This window comes from Paenibacillus sp. MAEPY2, assembly GCF_000499205.1.
GTDB classification, from domain to species: Bacteria; Bacillota; Bacilli; order Paenibacillales; family Paenibacillaceae; genus Paenibacillus; species Paenibacillus vandeheii.
Map to the genome: position 1 here is coordinate 15,943 of NZ_AWUK01000036.1, position 19,844 is coordinate 35,786.

General features: G+C 48.3%; 20 protein-coding genes. 18 read left to right on the forward strand and 2 right to left on the reverse strand.

Annotation, left to right across the window (positions count from 1 at the left end; genetic code table 11):
• Positions 1-145: 145 nt before the first annotated feature.
• The 8 genes from P364_RS0125985 to P364_RS0126020 all read left to right on the forward strand — a co-directional run bounded on the left by P364_RS0125985 (position 146) and on the right by P364_RS0126020 (position 7,559).
• The gene (locus tag P364_RS0125985) at positions 146-880 is read left to right on the forward strand and encodes a class I SAM-dependent methyltransferase (protein ID WP_024632963.1); all 735 of its coding nucleotides are present in this window, start codon (positions 146-148) and stop codon (positions 878-880) included.
• A 172-nt stretch (positions 881-1,052) separates the two neighbouring features.
• Positions 1,053-1,631, forward strand: a complete 579-nt coding sequence (locus tag P364_RS0125990) for an RNA polymerase sigma factor (protein WP_024632964.1) — start codon at positions 1,053-1,055, stop codon at positions 1,629-1,631.
• The gene (locus P364_RS0125995) at positions 1,628-2,887 is read left to right on the forward strand and encodes a hypothetical protein (RefSeq protein ID WP_024632965.1); all 1,260 of its coding nucleotides are present in this window, start codon (positions 1,628-1,630) and stop codon (positions 2,885-2,887) included. Before P364_RS0125990 ends, P364_RS0125995 begins: the two co-directional genes overlap by 4 nt.
• Before the next feature lie 58 nt (positions 2,888-2,945).
• The gene (locus P364_RS0126000) at positions 2,946-3,404 is read left to right on the forward strand and encodes a DUF523 domain-containing protein (RefSeq protein WP_024632966.1); all 459 of its coding nucleotides are present in this window, start codon (positions 2,946-2,948) and stop codon (positions 3,402-3,404) included.
• Positions 3,405-3,656: 252 nt separating this feature from the next.
• Positions 3,657-4,334: an NAD(P)H-dependent oxidoreductase gene (locus P364_RS0126005; protein ID WP_024632967.1), complete on the forward strand. Its 678-nt coding sequence runs from the start codon at positions 3,657-3,659 to the stop codon at positions 4,332-4,334.
• 239 nt (positions 4,335-4,573) lie between these two features.
• Positions 4,574-4,885: an ArsR/SmtB family transcription factor gene (locus P364_RS0126010; protein ID WP_024632968.1), complete on the forward strand. Its 312-nt coding sequence runs from the start codon at positions 4,574-4,576 to the stop codon at positions 4,883-4,885.
• Positions 4,886-5,046: 161 nt separating this feature from the next.
• Positions 5,047-6,081, forward strand: coding sequence for an LLM class flavin-dependent oxidoreductase (locus tag P364_RS0126015; protein ID WP_024632969.1), 1,035 nt, complete (start codon positions 5,047-5,049; stop codon positions 6,079-6,081).
• Positions 6,082-6,398: 317 nt separating this feature from the next.
• Positions 6,399-7,559 (forward strand): AI-2E family transporter, encoded by a 1,161-nt coding sequence (locus P364_RS0126020; RefSeq protein WP_024632970.1) that lies wholly within the window; start codon positions 6,399-6,401, stop codon positions 7,557-7,559.
• Positions 7,560-7,698: 139 nt separating this feature from the next.
• Here the strand turns inward: P364_RS0126020 and P364_RS0126025 are convergent, their stop codons facing one another.
• Positions 7,699-8,070: an ArsR/SmtB family transcription factor gene (locus P364_RS0126025; RefSeq protein WP_024632971.1), complete on the reverse strand. Its 372-nt coding sequence runs from the start codon at positions 8,068-8,070 to the stop codon at positions 7,699-7,701.
• A 258-nt stretch (positions 8,071-8,328) separates the two neighbouring features.
• Here P364_RS0126025 and P364_RS0126030 point away from each other — a divergent pair, with 258 nt between their 5' ends.
• The 7 genes from P364_RS0126030 (at position 8,329) to P364_RS0126060 (ending at position 16,345) form a co-directional block, all read left to right on the forward strand.
• A complete protein-coding gene (locus P364_RS0126030; RefSeq protein ID WP_024632972.1) occupies positions 8,329-10,710 on the forward strand; it encodes a heavy metal translocating P-type ATPase in 2,382 nt (793 codons plus the stop codon).
• 100 nt (positions 10,711-10,810) lie between these two features.
• Positions 10,811-11,170: an SdpI family protein gene (locus P364_RS36350; RefSeq protein WP_161634259.1), complete on the forward strand. Its 360-nt coding sequence runs from the start codon at positions 10,811-10,813 to the stop codon at positions 11,168-11,170.
• Between the two features lie 245 nt (positions 11,171-11,415).
• The gene (locus P364_RS0126040) at positions 11,416-11,856 is read left to right on the forward strand and encodes a helix-turn-helix domain-containing protein (RefSeq protein ID WP_024632974.1); all 441 of its coding nucleotides are present in this window, start codon (positions 11,416-11,418) and stop codon (positions 11,854-11,856) included.
• Between the two features lie 140 nt (positions 11,857-11,996).
• On the forward strand, positions 11,997-13,217 hold the full coding sequence (locus tag P364_RS0126045) for an MFS transporter (protein ID WP_024632975.1): 1,221 nt from the start codon (positions 11,997-11,999) through the stop codon (positions 13,215-13,217).
• Positions 13,218-13,236: 19 nt separating this feature from the next.
• Positions 13,237-13,659, forward strand: a complete 423-nt coding sequence (locus P364_RS0126050) for a universal stress protein (protein WP_024632976.1) — start codon at positions 13,237-13,239, stop codon at positions 13,657-13,659.
• Between the two features lie 87 nt (positions 13,660-13,746).
• Complete coding sequence (locus P364_RS0126055; protein ID WP_024632977.1) at positions 13,747-15,171, forward strand: aldehyde dehydrogenase family protein; 1,425 nt, start codon at positions 13,747-13,749, stop codon at positions 15,169-15,171.
• 358 nt (positions 15,172-15,529) lie between these two features.
• On the forward strand, positions 15,530-16,345 hold the full coding sequence (locus P364_RS0126060) for a MerR family transcriptional regulator (protein WP_024632978.1): 816 nt from the start codon (positions 15,530-15,532) through the stop codon (positions 16,343-16,345).
• A 158-nt stretch (positions 16,346-16,503) separates the two neighbouring features.
• Here P364_RS0126060 and P364_RS0126065 read toward each other — a convergent pair whose 3' ends face one another.
• Positions 16,504-16,992, reverse strand: a complete 489-nt coding sequence (locus tag P364_RS0126065) for a GAF domain-containing protein (RefSeq protein ID WP_024632979.1) — start codon at positions 16,990-16,992, stop codon at positions 16,504-16,506.
• A gap of 186 nt (positions 16,993-17,178) precedes the next feature.
• On the opposite strand from P364_RS0126065, the gene P364_RS0126070 reads away from it, so the two are divergent.
• The 3 genes from P364_RS0126070 to P364_RS0126080 all read left to right on the forward strand — a co-directional run bounded on the left by P364_RS0126070 (position 17,179) and on the right by P364_RS0126080 (position 19,789).
• The gene (locus P364_RS0126070) at positions 17,179-17,475 is read left to right on the forward strand and encodes a hypothetical protein (protein WP_024632980.1); all 297 of its coding nucleotides are present in this window, start codon (positions 17,179-17,181) and stop codon (positions 17,473-17,475) included.
• Between the two features lie 198 nt (positions 17,476-17,673).
• Positions 17,674-18,246, forward strand: coding sequence for a GNAT family N-acetyltransferase (locus tag P364_RS0126075; protein WP_024632981.1), 573 nt, complete (start codon positions 17,674-17,676; stop codon positions 18,244-18,246).
• 34 nt (positions 18,247-18,280) lie between these two features.
• The gene (locus P364_RS0126080) at positions 18,281-19,789 is read left to right on the forward strand and encodes an MDR family MFS transporter (RefSeq protein WP_081718148.1); all 1,509 of its coding nucleotides are present in this window, start codon (positions 18,281-18,283) and stop codon (positions 19,787-19,789) included.
• The last annotated feature ends 55 nt before the right edge of the window (positions 19,790-19,844 follow it).

Genomic DNA, 19,844 nt, shown 5'->3' on the forward strand with positions numbered 1-19,844 from the left:
GAATGTTCATTCTGTATTATATTATACTGAACGTTCGTTCTGTATAATAACATGCCGTGATTTTGGTTGGCAACTTTTCCAAAAGATTATCGTTTATATGGTAGAGTAAATGGGGCATCTTTTATGACACGGGAGGGATCACTTTATGAAACAAAACAAATATGATGAAGCCGAATTTTTCGGCAATTACAGTCAGATGGCTAGATCCACCCAAGGACTGGAGGCAGCTGGTGAGTGGCATGAGCTGCAAACGATGCTGCCTGAATTAAAGGGCAAAAACATACTGGATCTGGGGTGCGGATTCGGTTGGCACTGTCGATATGCACGTGAGCAGCAGGCACGTTCGGTGGTTGGCGTGGATTTGTCTGAAAATATGTTGCAGCGTGCACGCGAGATGACGGATGACCCTCATATCGAGTACCAGCGGATGGCAATTGAGGATATTGATTTTGCACCCGGACAATTTGATGTGGTGATCAGCTCCCTGGCCTTGCATTATATCGAGCGTCTGGATCAGGTCTATGCCAAAATCAATGCATGTCTCGTTCACGGAGGCACGTTTGTCTTGTCTGCGGAACATCCCATTTTCACTGCGCGGGCGGAGCAGGATTGGCATTATGGACCTGAGGGCGAGATACTGCACTGGCCTGTGGATCATTATCATGAGGAAGGACAGCGGGTAGCGAACTTTCTGAATCAGGACGTGGTGAAATACCACCGGACGCTGGCGACGCATCTGAATGAATTGATTCAGGCGGGGTTTGTCATTCAACAGGTAGCCGAGTCCAAGCCATCCCCGGAGATGATGGAGCAGGTTCCCGGTATGCGAGACGAGAGTCGTCGACCGATGTTTCTCATGATTGCTGCGGTTAAGGTGTGAGTAGCTTTCGCCGCAGATTGAATTTTATTTGGCTTTATCATAGATAGACCAGCGCGTTCAGCACATGTGGACCTTGCTGGTTTATTTTAATTTGCAGGAAAGGGGGAAGAAATAAACCGTTTGGGAACCAAACCCGAATGGACGCAGTCTTATTAAGTGAGGTGAACATCAGTTGGACTATCAATATCTGGCACATGCTCAGACCATCGACAATTACACACTTAGCAGCATGATGGATGACTACGGGAACGACGTATGGAATTACGCGTACTTTCTGACCAAAAGTACCGAGCAGGCGGATGAATTGTCACAGGAAGTGTTTATCCGGGCATATTCCGGGATCGCCCATTTTCGCGGAGAATGCTCATTGAAGACATGGCTGCTGACCATTACTAGGAACACGACATTTACATACCGGAAATCCAGATTTTTTCGCAGCAGTTTATGGGGAGAGACCCTGCCAATCCACACGGAACAGGTTAATACGAGCCAAGGCGAAATGAAGCCCGAAAAATTTGTTCACCCTTCTGCCGAAGCTGAGGCGATCAGCAGGGAGCACGTTCATGAAATCTGGGACATCATCATGGCTCTGCCGGACAAATTCCGGGAATTGCTTTTGCTGCATCTGAAGTATGAACTTACGACGGGGGAAATTGCGGAAATGCTGGGCATCAGCGCGGGAACGGTCAAATCGCGACTATCGAGGGCGAAGGCCAAAGTACGGAAACAGTGGGAGGAGCGAAGCGAATGAAACATATGGATGACGAATGGGAAAAAGTAGCCCGGCAGGAGCCGTTTGCGGCGTCTCCTTTTACCGAAGAGCATAAGCAGAACGTACTTCGTCAGGTAGCCTGGCTCAAATCGGGATCTGCACAGAAAATGAGTGATGCTGGGGATAAGTCTAACGAGCAACACGTTCGGCCGAATCAACGTAGACGCAGTCTTCGCTCTCGCAAAGCCATTATGGCATGCACGACGATTGCAGCCGTGGCAGCGGCGGTCATTCTCTGGAACGGACAGATTGTGGAGCCGGTAATTGAAAAGGTATATCCCACAGCAGCGCTGCAATATACGGATGACGCCGGCATGAGCTTGCTCACAGACAAGATGAAAAAAAATGTAGCCGTCACGATGCGAGACTATCTTGGCAAACAATTACTTATAACCAAAGTGAAGGACCTGCCTGTCTCCGGAAGAGTGTCCGTCGAGGCTGGAAAAGAAGGAGATGCAGAATACGCGTTGATCTGGCTTGATGCGGCAACAGGCAATCTGCGTGAGGTACAGATGAGACGGGAGATGTCGGCTAATGAGCTTGAGCATCGTTATTTGCGTCAAATTCCGTCACTGCTTGAAGGGATAAAAAGTGACCCTACGCTAAAACCGATCTCAGCCAGACGTTATGTGAAAATGAAGCAGGGTCAGGAAAAACCGGTATGGTTCACAACAGTGTTTTTGGAGAATAGTAGGGGCAGTGGCAGTATCGAATGGACGAGGGATGAAGCAGTATCCGTTTCTGGTAGTGTGAGTTCAGATACTGTATCACAAGATTTAATAACAGAAGCCAGAATGTCGATTGAAGCCTTGTCTGGTGAGCCCGCACCTGATTTGAAAGATATAATTTTTGAACAAAATGGCAAGACGCTTGAAGATACTACGGACCTGTATTTTGGAGATCGGTATTTAGTAAGTAGAATTGGTGGGAGATTTAGCAACGGATATACTGTAATGGATTACCAGAGGGGGATTCCAGAGCTTGAAACTCGGGAAGAGTATGAGCTTTACTTTGAGAAGTTACTTAACATGAAGGAAAGTGTAATCAGGCAGAACGCAGCACCAGTAATCAAACAAATGTTCAATATCGATCTTGATAAATATAAACTTGAAAGAGATCCAAATACGCCTGGAATGGTCACATTTCGTTCAGCAGAGACAAAGATCTACAATACTTTTAAGGTTCGATATGAAGACGATGCACGGATTACAATGATTACAAGAATTGACCTCTAGGCCTGACCCATATGGTACAATCAATTTAATAGATGATTGGATCATAAGGAGCATAACGATGAAATATTTGGTGAGTTCATGTCTTGCTGGCGTAGCCTGCCGTTACAACGGAACAGCGAGTCTGGATGCAAAGATTCAGGAGCTTGTGGAGCAGGAACAGGCGAAGATGGTCTGCCCGGAGCTGCTTGGCGGATTTTCCACCCCGCGGGAGCCGGCTGAAATTATCGGCGGTACAGGTAAGGATGTGCTGGCAGGTACGGCCAAGGTCATTGAGAAGAGTGGCAACGACGTAACAGATCTATACATTAAAGGAGCCTATCAAACACTTGAATGGGCGCAGAAACTGGATGTCACCTGTGTAGTACTCAAAGAATTCAGTCCTTCCTGCGGCACACAGATGATCTACGATGGCAACTTTGCCAACCACAAAGTCGTGGGCGAAGGGGTTACTTCTGCTTTGCTGCGGCAAGAGGGGTTTACGGTCATCTCGGAAAATGAGTTTATGCAGCAGCTGTAATAATCATCATCGCTGACATGAACCACAGATAAGTCGCCTTGGGGAGCAGCAGATCCATGGCGACTTGTTTTTGGTTACAACAGGGCATGCACTTGACCATAGAAAAACCTTGTTAGATAGCTATAGTTACTTTTATGAACTAAGAAACAACATTGTGCGTACTTTTATATTTGAATGATAGAATCTAAAATAACACTTAGATATCAGGGTGAACAAATGAACATAAACAAAAGAAAAGGATGTGCAGTTTTTATGGAATCCTCATCAAAAGCCATTACGAAAGAAACCGTCTTGAACGCTTACCATTTTCGCCATGCAACCAAACAGTTTGATGCTTCACGTCTCATTCCGGCAGAAGATTTTGAGTATATTCTGGAAACGGGACGATTGTCGCCAAGCTCGATCGGATTGGAGCCATGGAAATTTCTGATTGTACAGAACTCGGACTTGCGCAAGCGTCTGTCCGAAGTTTCTTCCGGGGCTCAAAAACAATTGGCGGCGGCAAGCCATTTTATTGTTATTTTGGCGCGGTCTGATGCGAGTTATAACTCGCCATACGCGGAATACATGCTGAAAGAAATCAAGGGCATGCCGGATGACGTATTTGAGTTGACTCGTGAAGCTTATGGCAAATTTCAAAATAACCAACGGATTCTGGAGAATCCCCGTACTTTATTGGACTGGGCGTCCAAACAGACTTACATTGCTCTCGGCAATATGATGACTGCAGCAGCGCTGATTGGTATCGATTCTTGCCCAATTGAAGGGTTTAACTATGAGGGCGTACATTCGATTCTGGAAGAAGAAGGTCTGCTGGAGGATGGACTATGGGATGTTTCCGTTATGGCAGCCTTTGGTTATCGTGCGGAAGATCCGCCACGCGAGAAATCCCGTCAGCCTTTGGAAAAAATCACTCAGTGGATTGATTGAATTTACGAACAAATCGGCATGACTACCAGCATAAAAATGACTTCCGAGTGTGGGTATCTTTGATTTTGTAGGCATTGGAGCGGTAGATCACTTGTTCTTCAGCGGTATCCGTTATTTGGAGGCAGCGGCTTACCAATCTAGTCTAAACGCATACCCATGAATTTATTGGCAGGCCGGTTCGTTCGTCGAATCGGTCTGTCTAGTTTGCAAAATGAAAGAAAGGCGGTATAATCGTACCCATGGAAACTATACTCATATTCAAAGCATTATCCAACGAGACACGTCGACAGATTCTGTTGTGGCTCAAGAACCCAGAGCAACACTTTCCACCGCTGGAGCTATCCCAGCATCCGGATGCAGGAAAGAGCGGCATATGTGTTGGTACGATTCAGGTGAAGGCCGGACTGGCTCAATCCGTCATATCCAGCTATCTGCTGACCATGCTCAAAGCCGGGTTACTGATCTCCGAGCGCAGGGGACAGTGGACATATTATCGCCGCAACGAAGAAACTATTCGTCAATTTGCCGAGTACGTACAGCACGAGCTATAAGCCGGACGCCGAGACGGAAGCAAGAATGCAGGTGCAAGCGGGTATTCCGTCCGGATGTAAACGGCTTGAGGAGTAGCTCTGCACATCATTTTTTTACGCTTTTACATCTATATATCTGGATATACAAAAATAAATATAACTACAGAGGAGAACTATATATCATGTCTACCGAAAACACAGCTGCATCCCATAAAAAACATATTAACGACGTTAAATTGTCCATTCTGGATCTGGCACCTGTCGTTGTAGGGGCCACACCTGCGGATGCGCTTCGCAACAGTCTGGATCTCGCTCAACACGCGGAGCGTTGGGGATATCACCGTTACTGGGTAGCGGAGCATCACAACATGCCAGGCATCGCTTCTTCAGCCACTTCGGTTGTGATTGGTTACCTCGCGGGAGGAACGAAAACCATCCGTCTCGGTTCAGGTGGAATCATGCTGCCTAACCATGCGCCGCTTGTGATTGCCGAACAATTTGGTACACTGGAGTCCCTGTATCCAGGCCGTATTGATCTTGGACTGGGCCGTGCACCGGGAAGTGACCGTCGCACATCATTAGCCCTGCGTAAAGACCTCAACAGTGGTGAAGATTTCCCTGAATTGCTGGCTGAGCTTAGAGCCTACTTCGATGCTTCTGCTACATCGTATCATGCGCCCGTTCGTGCTGTTCCCGGTGAAGGATTGAATATCCCGATTTACCTGCTCGGCTCCAGTGATTTCAGTGCTCGTCTGGCCGGACAGCTGGGATTGCCGTTTGCTTTTGCCAGCCACTTCTCACCGGATTACACCCGGATTGCACTTGAAACGTATCGGAGCAGTTTCCAGCCATCCGATCACTTGAAGGAACCCCATGTTATTGTGGGTGTAAATGCTGTCGTTGCGGATACCGACGAAGAAGCAGCATGGCTCGGTACAACGATGCAGCAGCAGTTCCTGAACATTATTCGCGGCACAACAGGATTGGTGCAGCCACCAGCCGATATGGAAGGCAAATGGACAGATCGTGAGAAAGCCGGTGTAGAGCAGACGCTGAAAGCAGCTGTGAACGGTTCTCCGGAAACCGTGCGGGGTCAACTGGAATCATTTATCGCTCAGACCCAAGCGGATGAACTGATCATTACGTCGATGATCTATGATCATCAGGCACGCTTACACTCGTATGAGCTGATCGCTCAGCTGGCTGGTAAAGCATAAGCAAAAGCTTAACCAAAAGTATAGACAAGCAGCGAAGGCATAAGGATTTGCTGACATAATAACGGTTTGTCTCTTCGGAGGCGAGCCTTTTTTTGGTAGGGATATTTTTCAAAAGGAGTTCTATGGGGCATAAGGATCTTTTTAGGGTAAAATGATCTTACCGCTCTAATTTGAAACGGTTAAACAGAGCCGTACGTATAAACTCAATGTGTTATACATATGTTGGCTTGTACAAGCTACTTTATGTGCAGTGAAGAAACATGCTGGTTTACAGCTTATGCTTTGATAAAGGATACATAAGAGAGGAAGACACGCCTATGGAGCAACCTGAGCAACCCCGCATTTGGCCGGATCGGTTTAAACGATTTTTTCTGAATAACAAGTTTGTCCTTTTTCTGTTAATTCTGCTGCTGGTGGGACTGAACGTGATGGTTCTGACCAAAGTATCCTTTGTTCTGCATCCGCTCGCGGTACTGATCAAGACGATTGTGCTGCCGATTATTCTGTCGGGTATTCTCTATTACCTGCTAAATCCGATTGTGGATGTCATGGAAAAGTGGAAGATCAAGCGAGGATGGTCCATTCTAATCTTGTATCTCGCTATCGGAGGTATCCTGACAGTCGTTGTACTGGCAGTCATTCCGGTCGTGCGTAACCAAATTACGGGGCTGATCGAGAATTTCCCAACGTATAGTGAGACGGTAAAGCATCAGTTTGAGGAACTTACGGGCAGCCAGCTGTTCAGCCAATTCCAGGAAGCGGTGAACCTGAACTCCCAAGACTGGTGGGGCACGATCTCCCAGAAAGCCACTGAGATTCTGAACTCGACCTGGACCCGATTGGGCGGATTCCTTGGAGCATTCACCGAGACGGTGCTGTCCATAGTAACGGTTCCGTTTATCCTGTTCTATCTGCTGAAAGACGGCAAGAAGCTTCCAGCGAAAATTCTGTCATTCCTGCCAATCAAGAGCCGTACGGGTGCAATGCATGTGCTGGAAGATATCAATCACCAGATCAGTTCGTTCATTCGCGGACAGATTATCGTCAGCTTCTGCATCGGTATTCTGCTCTACATTGGTTATATGATTATTGGTCTGGACTATGCGCTGATTCTTGCGATTATCGCATCGTTCACAAGTGTCGTTCCGTACCTGGGACCTGCAATCGCGATTACGCCTGCGTTGATCGTTGCCCTGGTCACTTCTCCGGTGATGCTGCTGAAGATGGTAGCCGTGTGGACCATTGTGCAATTAATTGAGGGTAAATTCATCTCACCTCAGATTATGGGCAAAACGCTCAAGATTCACCCGATCACGATTATCTTTGTCATTCTGACTTCAGGCAATCTGTTCGGTGTGGTGGGCATTCTGCTGGCCGTTCCGGGATACGCGGTGCTGAAAGTATGTGTGTCGCATATCTTCAACTGGTTCAAGGAACGATCCGGCCTGTATGATCCGAACAATAACGATCTATTGTAACCGGAGTGGGCAAGCCTAAGCTGAACCCCCATAATACACTTCTTTTTCTCCAAAACGGTGCCCTTATACAAAAGAACCCCCGTCCATCGGCTAACAGCCGAGAGGCGGGGGTTCTTTTGTATGACAGGCAGGCTAATGCCTAGCCATGTTTAATATGCTGGAGCGTTTGCAGGAAGATCTGCTCAATGTGTGCATCATCCAAAGAATAATACACGGTCTTGCCTTCTTTGCGCCGCTTGACGATCCGCATGTTGCGAAGCGACCGCAGCTGGTGCGAAATGGCCGACTGTCCCATATCGAGCAGCACCGTCAGATCGTGCACACATAATTCCTTCTGCAACAGCGCATCAATAATACGAAGCCGTGTCGGGTCGCTGAAAGCCTTGAACCAATCAGCCATCTCGGAAGAGGTCTCGCGATCCATGAGAGAAGCACGAAGGGTCTGCACGTCAGCCTCTGTTCCAGAGCAGGCCGCATCGCATTCGGCAGGAGCTTTAACCGGTTGTTCCATTTCCTATCACCACCTATATGAACTCAACCTTTGATCAAATGTTCTTCGATAAGCCTATTATATCCAAAAAACGTCTAAAGCGAAATGATTACTATTAGCATATTCTGTATGAAAAATCAACTGGAATTGTTGACACTCATGTTTAGGCGTGCATATAATAGGGTTAACAAAACATATGAATGATTGCTCATATATTGATTGTAAGATCAAAAAAATTACGGATAACTTTGTTTTACGTATGCAAAGGGGAGAGTTCACATGGGAACCGGTCAGGAACAGGTGAAAAGGGAACTGCTGCTGGATGGATTGGATTGCGCGAACTGCGCATTGAAGATTGAGAATGGCGTCAAAAAAATTAAAGGTATTTCCGATTGCTCGGTTAATTTTGTAACTAAAACCTTATCCATGCACACCACATCCGATATGGATGAGCAAGTGGTGGAAGAAGCGAAGCGCAAAGTTCTTCGGTTGGAGCCGCATATTCGTATTTCGGAAAAAAATAAATCATCACAAGGCAGTCGTGCTGCTGCCGAGTCAATAAACCGCGCCAACGGCAATGTGCACGCACACGCAGGCAGCGGAGTCCACACGCATGAGCACACGCCGAGTGGTCAAGATCATGCTGGTCATTCCCATGACCATGACCACGCACATGACCACGCCCATCAACACTGCGTCCAAGGGCACGCGCATGATCATGGAAGTCATGCCGGACATGATCACAGTCATGCAGACGGTCAAAATCATGACGCGCACGCTGGACACTCGCATGAACATGGCGCTGGGCAGACGAAGGTACTGCTGGCACGTTTGGCGGCAGGCTCCATTCTGCTGGCAGCTGCGATCTGGTCTCCGCTGGAAGGATGGGCACAGCTTGCACTCTATGTTGTCGCTTATCTGATTGCAGGTGGAGATATCGTCCTCCAGGCGTTCAAAAATATTATTCGCGGTCAGGTATTCGATGAATACTTCCTCATGTCCGTCGCCACCATTGGTGCTTTTGCCATTGGTCAATACCCCGAAGGTGTAGCGGTCATGCTCTTCTATCAGCTCGGTGAGCTGTTTCAGGGAATGGCGGTTAATCGCTCAAGAAAGTCGATCCAGTCCCTTATGGATATTCGCCCGGACTATGCCAATATGCTGATCGGTACGGGAGAAGAGACCAAGCGGGTTTCACCGGAAGAAGTGCGCATTGGAGATCGCATCGTGGTCAAAGCGGGCGAGCGGGTGCCTCTGGACGGGATCGTCAAGGCAGGTCGTTCCATGGTAGATACGTCCGCTCTGACGGGTGAGTCGGTGCCTCGGGAACTGGAGCCTGGCAGTGATGTGCTGAGTGGGTTCGTGAACAAAAACGGAATCTTGACCATTGAAGTAACGAAAACCTTTGGTGAATCCACGGTATCCAAAATTCTGGATCTGGTGCAGAATGCGAGCAGCCGCAAAGCCAAAACGGAACATTTTATTAGCAAATTCGCCCGTTATTACACACCGGTTGTTGTTATTTTGGCTGCATTGATTGCGTTCGTTCCGCCGCTGGTGCTTAGTGGTGCAACATTCGCCGATTGGATCTATCGTGCACTGGTGTTCCTCGTAATCTCTTGTCCGTGTGCGCTGGTCGTCTCCATTCCGCTTGGTTTTTTCGGTGGCATCGGAGCTGCCTCACGTAACGGTATACTCATCAAAGGAAGTAACTACCTTGAAGCACTGAACGATGTCAAAGTCGTTGTTTTTGATAAAACGGGTACACTAACCAAAGGTGTTTTCAAAGTAACAGCCATTCGCCCTGAAGGTGGGCGCACGGAAGATGAATTGATGGAGCTTGCTGCCATTGCCGAAGCCCATTCCAATCATCCGATTGCTGAATCCATTCGTGCAGCTTGGGCAAAAGATATCCGTACCCGAGGTGTGGACGATTACGATGAGGTAGCTGGACATGGCATCAAGGTCAGTGTAGACGGACGTGAAGTGCTTGCTGGTAACGCCAAATTAATGGAACAGGCAGGCATCCCGTACACGACTCCACAAACCGTGGGCACAGTGGTGCACGTTTCCGAATCAGGTTCGTATGTGGGCCATCTGATCATTGCCGATGAGGTGAAGGACGATGCGGCGGCAGCTATTCAGGCGCTCAAGAAGCTGGGCATCCGCAAAACAGTGATGTTGACAGGGGATGCCAAGGCTGTTGGTGAGGCTGTAGGGCGTGAACTGGGTGTCGATGAAGTATACGCAGATCTGCTGCCACAGCATAAAGTCGAACAGTTAGAGCGGCTTGAAGCTTCCAAATCACCAAAAGAGAAAATGGTGTTTGTCGGTGATGGCATTAACGATACGCCCGTCTTGGCGCGTGCCGATGTAGGTGTAGCGATGGGCGGACTCGGTTCCGATGCTGCCATTGAAGCGGCAGACGTGGTCATCATGACGGATGAACCATCCAGACTGGCGAGTGCGATCCGGATTGCGAAACGGACACGAACCATTGTCTGGCAAAATATCGGTTTTGCATTGGGTGTCAAAGCGATCTTCCTGCTGCTGGGTGTGTTCGGAATTGCCACCATGTGGGAAGCGGTTTTCTCTGATGTAGGGGTGACCGTGCTGGCTGTCCTGAACGCCATGCGTGTACTGCGGGTGAAGGACATCTAAGTTTTACGAAACGATCCGGGCGGCTCTTCGTATATACGTAGAGCCGTTTTTTTGTTTTAATATCTGTGGTGTATTTTGAATGGAGTTAGGGGAGGACATTGTGGCAGGAGCAATTGTTGGTTTGATATGCGGCGTGTGTTATTTCGTATTGGGGTTAATGGTTTACAAAAAACCGCCTAAAAGAATCAATGGCATATATGGATACCGTACCCCGCGCGCGATGAGTAACCCGGAATTGTGGGAAGAAGCACAACGATACAGCGCCAATCTAATGATGCAATTTGGTGTCATTATTACCGTGTTTGGTATTCTCGGTTTCTGGTTTACCGATGTACAAGCATTGGTTCTGAGTCTTTTCGCTGTCCTGTTCTATACGGTACGGCTGTTTACTAAGGTTGAAGGTCGCTTGAAGGAAATGCAGCGTGTTCAGCAGCAGGAACAGGAGAAGCAAGGCGCTTAGAAGCATGATGTGAATTCGACCTGAACGAAAGATCCGTGAGAGCGGATCTTTTTTGCGTCTATAGAGGTAGAGAATAATAAAACTACATTTAACAACATACTGGAAAGCTTTTATTGAGATATTCAGTCGATGTTTGAGACATACTACATATTCCGGTCAAAAATCTAACGTTGACGTTAACGTTAATAATATATATAATTATGTATATAACATTATAGACATATAACGAAAGTGAGGTGAAGGAAATGAGTTTATATAAAATCGATGACGTAGCCAAGGAATGTGGTTTGACCAAGCGTACCATTCGGTATTACGAAGAGATTGGTGTTATGCCTTCACCTCAGCGGACGGACGGTGGCACACGATTATACACCCGGGAAGATATCGATTATCTGAAAAAGGTGGTCCGGGCGAAGGAAGTGCTGGGATTCTCACTTCAGGAGCTGCATACCTATGTGGCAACGGCGGATGCGCTGAACGAACAGCGTTTTGACTACCAGCAGACCACTGAAGTAAAAGAACGGATCGAGAAGCTCACCAAGATGGAAACGACGCTGGACGACCAGCTGGAGCTGATTGAGCAGAAACTTCAGAGCATTCATGCCGTGCAGAAGGAACTGGAGGAATTGCGTGTACGGGTGCAGAACGGCATTCGACGATTAGAAGGGCACGAGAATGACACATAATTCATATTCACGATAAGCACCGGGAGATCCGGTGTCATTTGTGCCGTTTTCTTTCCTATATTTTTGAAAATAAAGACAAGAATTTCATTGTTTTCACAAATTATTTCCCAACATTAATCATGAATCAGGAGGAATCATGTATGAAAAGAGAACCCTCGTTACCTGACGAATTACCGTCATCCCGTGGAGGCCTGCTGTCCCAGCCCAGAGCGGTATGGGCAGTAGCCTTCGCCTGTATTATCTCCTTTATGGGACTAGGATTGGTTGACCCGATTCTGCCTGCGATTGCAGATCAACTGCATGCTTCCAAAAGCCAGGTATCTTTATTGTTTACAAGTTATAACGCGGTTACCGGGGTTGCCATGCTCATTACGGGTGTTGTATCCAGCCGGATTGGTGTGAAGTGGACACTGCTCAGCGGGATTTTGCTAATCATTGTTTTCTCGTTCCTGGGCGGGACATCTGATACCGTAGGTGCACTCGTCGGTTACCGTGGTGGCTGGGGACTGGGGAATGCCCTGTTCATCGCAACCGCATTATCCGCTATCGTGGGACTGTCCACATCGGGAACAGCCAAAGCGATTATTTTATACGAAGCAGCTCTTGGTCTCGGGATTGCCGTTGGTCCATTACTCGGTGGTGAACTGGGTTCCATCTCATGGCGTGGTCCGTTCTATGGGGTAGCTGTTCTGATGGCGATTGCTTTTATCAGTATTACGTTTATGCTGCCCAAGATAGCCAAACCCAAAACACGCAGCTCCTTGTCCGATCCGTTCAAGGCTCTGGGTTATCCTTCACTGAAAACATTGGCGATTACCGCCTTCCTGTATAACTTTGGTTTCTTTACCTTGATGGCTTATTCACCTTATGTCATGAATCTGGATGAGCACGGACTCGGTTATGTATTCTTCGGTTGGGGTCTGATGCTGGCGATCACGTCTGTATTTGTCGCACCTAGACTGCAACGCCGATTCGGATCGGTTCCTTCCATGAGCGTTATGCTGACCCTGTTCGCAATAGATTTGCTGGTGATGGCCGTAGGTACGGTGATGGGATCATCCACAACCGTTATCGTAGCTGTTATCGTTGCCGGGATTTTCCTCGGGATCAACAACACGTTGATTACAACGGCAGTCATGGAAGCAGCGCCCGTGGAACGTTCTGTGGCATCGGCTGCCTACAGCTTTGTCCGGTTCCTTGGCGGTGCGTTGGCACCATGGCTTGCTGGTAAGTTATCCGAGTGGTTCCTGCCGGAGACACCGTTTTATTTTGGCGCATTGATGGTTCTGATCGGGGTCGTCGTGCTTCTGGTACGCCGCAGACATCTGCGCGATATCGATGCTGCCATTACGCATCATTAATGAACAGGAGGAATGGAAAATGCTGAAACGAATATTGGTTGCTGTCGATGGGTCGGAGCATGCACACAAGGCTTTGGAGCAAGCTGTTGTTCTGGCAGAAAGTTTGAAAGAGCCGGCTACGTTGATTATTGTTCATGTCAATCCTTCGATCTCGCTGAATGAGCCCGCACTTGGCGTGGATCTGGAAGCGCGGATCGCTGAAGAAGGTCAGCATATCATACAACCCATTAATGAATTGATAGGTGATTGTTCTGTTCATTATGAAACTTTGCTGATTGCCGGTGATCCCGTGAATGAGATATGCCGGGCAGCAAAGGATAGAAACTGTGATCTTATTGTGATGGGAACAGCGGGGAAAAGCATGCTCGCCGAAATCGTGGTGGGCAGTGTCAGTCACGGCGTCTTGAAACATGCAGAATGTCCGGTGATGACTGTCAATTAGAGGTATAACTTGTGTTGATGATGCCAAAGTGGTGTATAAATAGGAATGGGAAAACTCTTGCGGAAAACATGAATGGAGGATGCAGTGATGAAAAAACAACATCTGTTCATCGGGGGCAAGCCCACCGAATCAGCAGATTATATAACACTTCAGGCACCGTATTCTGGAGAAACACTGGCAGAAGTATCCTCGGCGTCAGCTGAGGAAGTAGAAGCAGCGATTGCCGCCGCAGTTCAGGCTCGTAAAGAGATGCGCAGAATGCCTGCCCATCAGCGTGCAGACATTCTTTACAAGCTGTCTGTCCTGCTGGAAGAACGGAAGGAAGAAGCGGCACGCATTATTGCACTGGAGGCAGCGAAGCCGATTACTGCGGCACTCGCTGAAGTTGATCGTACAGTGGAAACGTATCGTTTCGCCGCAGAGGAAGCCAAGCGCCTCACTGGGGAGACGGTTCCCATGGATGCAGCCAAAGGCGGAGAAGGACGCATAGGATACACAATGCGGCAGCCCTTGGGCGTTGTCGGAGCCATTACGCCATTTAATTTTCCGATGAACCTGGTGGCTCACAAAGTAGGACCGGCGCTGGCAGCAGGCAATACGATTGTACTGAAGCCTGCGGAGCAGACGCCGCTGTCTTCCTATTACATCGCCAATCTGCTTCAGGAAGCCGGATTACCCGATGGGGCATTGAATGTGGTGAGCGGTGACGGCAAAACGATTGGTGATGTACTTGTAGAGCATCCTGACGTGGCCCATATTACATTTACAGGCAGCCCCGCTGTAGGCACCAGCATTCGCAGCAAAGCCGGACTGAAACGCGTAACATTGGAGCTGGGGTCCAATGCAGCCGTCATTATAGACGCGGATGCCAATTTGGACAAGGTGGTACCGAGATGTGTGACCGGGGCTTTTACTTACCAAGGTCAGGTATGTATCTCGCTGCAGCGGATTTATGTGCACAGCGCGGTCGCGGATGAGTTCATTCGCCGTTTTGCTGAAGCGGCGAAACAAGTCGTGGTAGGAGACCCGCTGAACCCGGATACCGTTGTCTCTGCACTCATCACATCCAAAGATGTACAACGTACGCTTGAATGGATTAATGAGGCCAAGCAGGCAGGTGCTGAGGTTGCAGCAGGCGGCGAAGCCGAGGGAGGCGTACTGCGTCCAACGGTGCTTGTTAACGTTCCACGTGATGCCAAGGTGTCTTGTCAGGAGGTATTTGCGCCGATCGTTGTGATTAATACGGTGGATTCGGTTGAAGAAGGTATTGAGCATGTGAATGATTCCATCTATGGACTTCAGGCGGGTGTATTCACCAATGATATTCATACCGCTTTGCATGCTGCTGACCACATCGAAGCTGGTGGCGTAATGATTAACGATATCCCCACATTTCGTGTGGACCATATGCCGTATGGCGGTGTGAAGCAGAGCGGGATGGGACGTGAAGGTGTCAAATATGCCGTAGAGGAAATGACGGAATTGAAGTTTGTCATGTTTAACAAGAATTAAGATCGACCTATAAGTGAGCGGATATTCGAGATGAAATAGAATAAGGTGATCCTGTGCCCGAATTAGCGGGTGCAGGATTTTTTAGCTTTTCAACATTCAGTCCTTAACGTAAAAAAATACATAGCTTTTCTTCACTGACCCCGGGTTCACATCTGATGAGAAGGGTATAAATAATTATCATACCGCGAATCTATCAATTACATGCCCTTCATATCAACGAAGTATTGTGTAATCCAGAGAAATGAACGGATTACTCGGGTACAGATTGTCGAACGTTTTATAATCTCTCACTCAAAATTCAAATAAAATGCAGAATGAGCAAGCCTGAGCATACAGGCCAGACAGGAGGTGTATTCAAATGGCATATTCCATGGTTGATGTATCCGGAATGTCCGGTGTAAGCCTTAGTGAATTGGGACAATACGCAGAGACAGGTCTGCTGAATCCTGCCTTTGTGGGTCAAGATGATGATATCTACTATGAGAAGCCGGAATTGCTAAGGCTGCAGCAGATTCTGTTCTGTAAAGAAGTAGGCATGGAGGAGGAAGAAATCGCCCCCATGCTCAGGGATACTCCCCGGGACATGATCCGTATTATGCAGCAGCATCGGATCGAGATGTTGGAGAAGGCCCTTCATCTTCACAGGATGATCCAGACACTGGACAAAACCATCTCCTATTTACGAGGAGAGCAGGAACTGGATGAGGTTGAACTGTACGCTGGCTTTTCGAATAAAGGACGTCACAGGCTTTTAAATGAAACGACTTCTGATCATGCGGCAAAGCATGATTATTACGAACAGAAGCAGATAAAAGCCGCTCAGAAGCAAGGCGTCCATTCCTTGGAGCAATCCACCATGCCCGAGGGCCAGGAGATGAAGTCGAAGGAAGATTTTCTCGATTCGCAAGCGAAGCTTGACCGGATTCATTTGGACTTGCAGGGCGCCATTGAGGAAGGGTTAACGCCTGGCAGCTCGGAGGTTCAACAAATTATTGGCAGACATCTCGAATGGATCAAGGATTATTACACACCCACGGCCGAGATTTACCGCGATCTGGGCAATCTGTATGTCGAGCACAAAAATTTTCGCCAGATGTATGATGGCTATCACCCCAAGCTGGCCGAGTTTTTGCGAGACGGGATGATGATTAAGGCGGAACAGGATTTATCCTAGATGCATAAAGTATCATGGGCGAGCAGAACATGGGTGTGAAGAAAATAATCATAACAAAGAGCGCAGCTCCTCTAGTGAGGAGTGCGCTCTTTGTTATTGCACACCATCGTAAAGCTGATGAATGCTTTATCTGCTTAATGAACATGTCCTTCAGGCAGTTAGGATAATTCCAGCTGCTCTGTAATCAGGCTTACCGCCTTTTCCAGGAAGATGCGGTCTTCATCGTCAAAACGGTTCTTGAGCGGGCTATCGATGTCGAGCACCCCGTACAATTCGCCGTTTTTGATAATAGGTACTACGATTTCACTGTTCGATGCGGCATCACAGGCGATATGGCCTGGAAAGGCATGAACATCTTCTACGACCATCGTACGTCGTTCCGAAGCAGAAGTGCCGCATACACCGCGTCCCAGTGGAATACGGATGCAGGCAGGCAGTCCCTGGAATGGACCGAGTACAAGTTCTTTTCCATCATACAGATAGAATCCGACCCAATTGGTATCGGTCATAAATACATTGAGCAACGCCGCAGCGTTTGCCAGATTGGCAATGTCGCTAGGTTCATCGCGGATCAGAGCGCTTAACTGTCCCAGGACGGCGGTTTGCTGCTCGCTTCGTGTTCCTTCATAAGAAACAGCTTGAAACATGATGAATCACCCTCCCGAGCAAAAATGGTACTTATTTTCAAGATAGTGCAGAGTATGCGGTTAGTCAAGCGGAGGATTTCGGAAAAGGCAGCTCATGCCTGAAAATCCCTCCTGTTTCTCATCTTCCTGCGTGGGGTAATTACTTAGCAACCACGGCGGGCTACAACCCGGGAAGGAGCTTGGCTTATGCATGCAGAGGTACAGAATCTTTTTGTACGAATTCATCTTCTATATTTGGCCCAAAATCAGGATTTAACCGTTAGCGACGCATTGCCTCTATTGGAAGAACGGGGATATCGCGTTGGTGAGCGGGAGATCAAACAGGAGCTTGAGCACCTGACGCAAGAGAACTTCCTGACCGCCCATGGAGATCAATGGAGTCTTACCGGGACTGGCATTGAGGAGTTTAAGGAAATCACAGCTGTACTTGGCCGGGTTAGTGAGGAATTGCTGGCGACGGGCAAGAAGACGTCTACTGCCTAAATCTACCTTGGTTCAAAGTCTCCCGAAATTTCATGCAAACTTGAGTTAATCGATACGTACAACAAGACCGGGAGCGGAAGCGCCCGGTTTTTTGACGTGATTACGATGACTGAACAGTTGCCATTCGGTGCAGGTTATGGTTAGATGGCTATTGAATCTTATGGTCTGTGGAGATGGATCGGATCGGAGTGTCTTTTCATGTATAAATGCAAAGGGAGAATTCCCGAACTAGAGACAGGACGGCTGCGTTTGCGCAAAATGCGCCGCCGGGATGCGGCCCAGATGTTCGCTTGCTGGTCTGACCGGGAAGTGACACGTTATATGAATTTGGCGCCAATGATTGGGACAAGTGAGGCTGCGGATATGATTGGGCTGCTGAATCATATGGCAGGAGAAGAGGAGGCGATTCGCTGGGGGATTGAACTCAAGGAAACGGGCCGGCTTATCGGAAGCTGCGGATATAACACTTGGCAGCTTGAAGGCGCATTCCGGGGTGAGATCGGTTATGAACTGGGGCGCGATTACTGGCGTCACGGTTATATGACGGAAGCATTTTCGGTTATGCTGCCGTTTGGGTATGAGACGATGGGTCTCAATCGAATTGAAGCGCTGGTTGATCCGCGTAACCTCGCTTCGGGTGAGTTTCTGACGAACCACGGCTTCACACGGGAAGGACTGCTGCGTCAGGTGCAGCATACGTCTACCGGATATAAGGATATGGTGATGTATTCCCTGTTATACGATGAGTTTTTGCGCAAGAGAGAGAATTAAAGAGAGAAGGGTTTGTGTGAATACAACAGGAGGTTTGAATCGCAGCTTCATCTTGGCGGGGTTGCTGCTGGCGACTTTTTTGTCGGCCATTGAAGGTACCGTAATTGGTCCGGCAGGGCCAACCATTGTCAGTGAACTGGGTAGTGTACAGCTGCTAAGCTGGATCTTCACTGCTTATCTGTTAACGATGGCTGTGAGCACGCCGATTTTCGGCAAAATCAGTGATATATACGGACGAAAGCCGGTATTCCTGATTGGTTGTGCCTTATTTTTACTAGGTTCGCTTCTTTGCTGCCTTTCGCAGAACATGGAGCAGCTGATTATTTATCGTGCGATTCAAGGGATTGGTGCAGGTGCAGTTGTGCCTGTTACGTTTACGATTATCGGTGACATCTATCGTATTGAAGAACGAGGCAAAATACAGGGCTGGATCAGCTCCGTGTGGGGCATATCCTCTCTGGCAGGACCGCTGCTGGGCGGTTATTTTGTAGACAATCTGGGATGGCAGTGGATCTTTGGGTTCAATTTGCCGTTCGGACTGCTCGCGATGTGGTTTGTATTTCGTTATTTGAAGGAAGAAATGTCTCCGCGTACCGCAAAAATTGACTACATGGGTGCGTTGACCTTTACCGTCGGTATTACTGCATTGCTCTTTGTATTGTCGGCGGGTGGACAGTATTACGCATGGAGTTCCCCTGTTATTGTGGGATTGAGCATTGTGGCTATCATATTCATGATTTTATTTTTTGTGGTGGAAAAGAGAGCTCAGGCCCCGATGGTTCCTCTCCATCTGTTCCGTATTCGGGACATCCGGGTGGCGAATATCGCCGGACTGTTGACCAGTACCCTGATGATTGGCCTAACCAGTTATTTGCCACTCTGGGTGCAGGGGGTTCGGGGCGGTAATGCGACTGAATCGGGTTTGTTGCTTGCACCCATGTCAGTCGGCTGGCTAATCGGCAGCGTTCTTGCGGGCCGTCTGTTAATGAAAATCGGATCACGCTTGACGGCAGTGATTGGATTAACCGGGATAGCCATTGGCTCGGGAGGACTCTTCCTGGTCGGTGGGACGTCTCCCCAGTCCGTACTGTTTATTTTGACCTTTATATACGGACTCGGCTTCGGATTTGCTTTTACGATATTCACAATTATTTCGCAGTCTTCGGTCGGATATAAAGAGCGTGGATCGTCCACGGCGTTACATACCTTCATGCGTACGCTAGGACAAACTATTGGTGCAGCAGCCTTCGGCACTTGGTTGAACTATCGAATATCAACGTTGTCGAGCGAGCAGCATCTGGCGGAGGCGGGGATCTCGGATGGGGATCTGAATCAACTGCTTGCCCCGCATACGGAAGCTGCCCTGTCGGATGAAAAATGGTCACTTTTGCGTAATGTGCTGGAAGGAAGTCTGCACTCATTGTTCGTTATCATGTTTGTCATTGCCATTATCTCGTGGGTGACGACACTGGCCTTGCGCAAACGGCTAATCGTTCCCGAAGATGCAGATGCTCCGCCGCAAGCGCAAGCTTCAGGGAAGTAAATGTAGTCGAAAGTATAATCATTGGAACAAGGCAGCTGTTTCTTGGCTGCTTTTT

Bases quoted from the DNA above. Each gene is read 5' to 3' on its own strand.
- P364_RS0126070 (WP_024632980.1), top strand. From the start codon at position 17,179: ATGCATGCAGAGGTACAGAATCTTTTTGTACGAATTCATCTTCTATAT.
- P364_RS0126025 (WP_024632971.1), bottom strand. From the start codon at position 8,070: ATGGAACAACCGGTTAAAGCTCCTGCCGAATGCGATGCGGCCTGCTCT.
- P364_RS0126065 (WP_024632979.1), bottom strand. From the start codon at position 16,992: ATGTTTCAAGCTGTTTCTTATGAAGGAACACGAAGCGAGCAGCAAACC.
- P364_RS0126020 (WP_024632970.1), top strand. From the start codon at position 6,399: ATGGAGCAACCTGAGCAACCCCGCATTTGGCCGGATCGGTTTAAACGA.
- P364_RS0126040 (WP_024632974.1), top strand. From the start codon at position 11,416: ATGAGTTTATATAAAATCGATGACGTAGCCAAGGAATGTGGTTTGACC.
- P364_RS0126030 (WP_024632972.1), top strand. From the start codon at position 8,329: ATGGGAACCGGTCAGGAACAGGTGAAAAGGGAACTGCTGCTGGATGGA.
- P364_RS0126075 (WP_024632981.1), top strand. From the start codon at position 17,674: ATGTATAAATGCAAAGGGAGAATTCCCGAACTAGAGACAGGACGGCTG.
- P364_RS0126055 (WP_024632977.1), top strand. From the start codon at position 13,747: ATGAAAAAACAACATCTGTTCATCGGGGGCAAGCCCACCGAATCAGCA.
- P364_RS0125985 (WP_024632963.1), top strand. From the start codon at position 146: ATGAAACAAAACAAATATGATGAAGCCGAATTTTTCGGCAATTACAGT.
- P364_RS0126010 (WP_024632968.1), top strand. From the start codon at position 4,574: ATGGAAACTATACTCATATTCAAAGCATTATCCAACGAGACACGTCGA.
- P364_RS0126045 (WP_024632975.1), top strand. From the start codon at position 11,997: ATGAAAAGAGAACCCTCGTTACCTGACGAATTACCGTCATCCCGTGGA.
- P364_RS0126050 (WP_024632976.1), top strand. From the start codon at position 13,237: ATGCTGAAACGAATATTGGTTGCTGTCGATGGGTCGGAGCATGCACAC.
- P364_RS0125995 (WP_024632965.1), top strand. From the start codon at position 1,628: ATGAAACATATGGATGACGAATGGGAAAAAGTAGCCCGGCAGGAGCCG.
- P364_RS0126060 (WP_024632978.1), top strand. From the start codon at position 15,530: ATGGCATATTCCATGGTTGATGTATCCGGAATGTCCGGTGTAAGCCTT.
- P364_RS0126005 (WP_024632967.1), top strand. From the start codon at position 3,657: ATGGAATCCTCATCAAAAGCCATTACGAAAGAAACCGTCTTGAACGCT.
- P364_RS0126015 (WP_024632969.1), top strand. From the start codon at position 5,047: ATGTCTACCGAAAACACAGCTGCATCCCATAAAAAACATATTAACGAC.
- P364_RS0126000 (WP_024632966.1), top strand. From the start codon at position 2,946: ATGAAATATTTGGTGAGTTCATGTCTTGCTGGCGTAGCCTGCCGTTAC.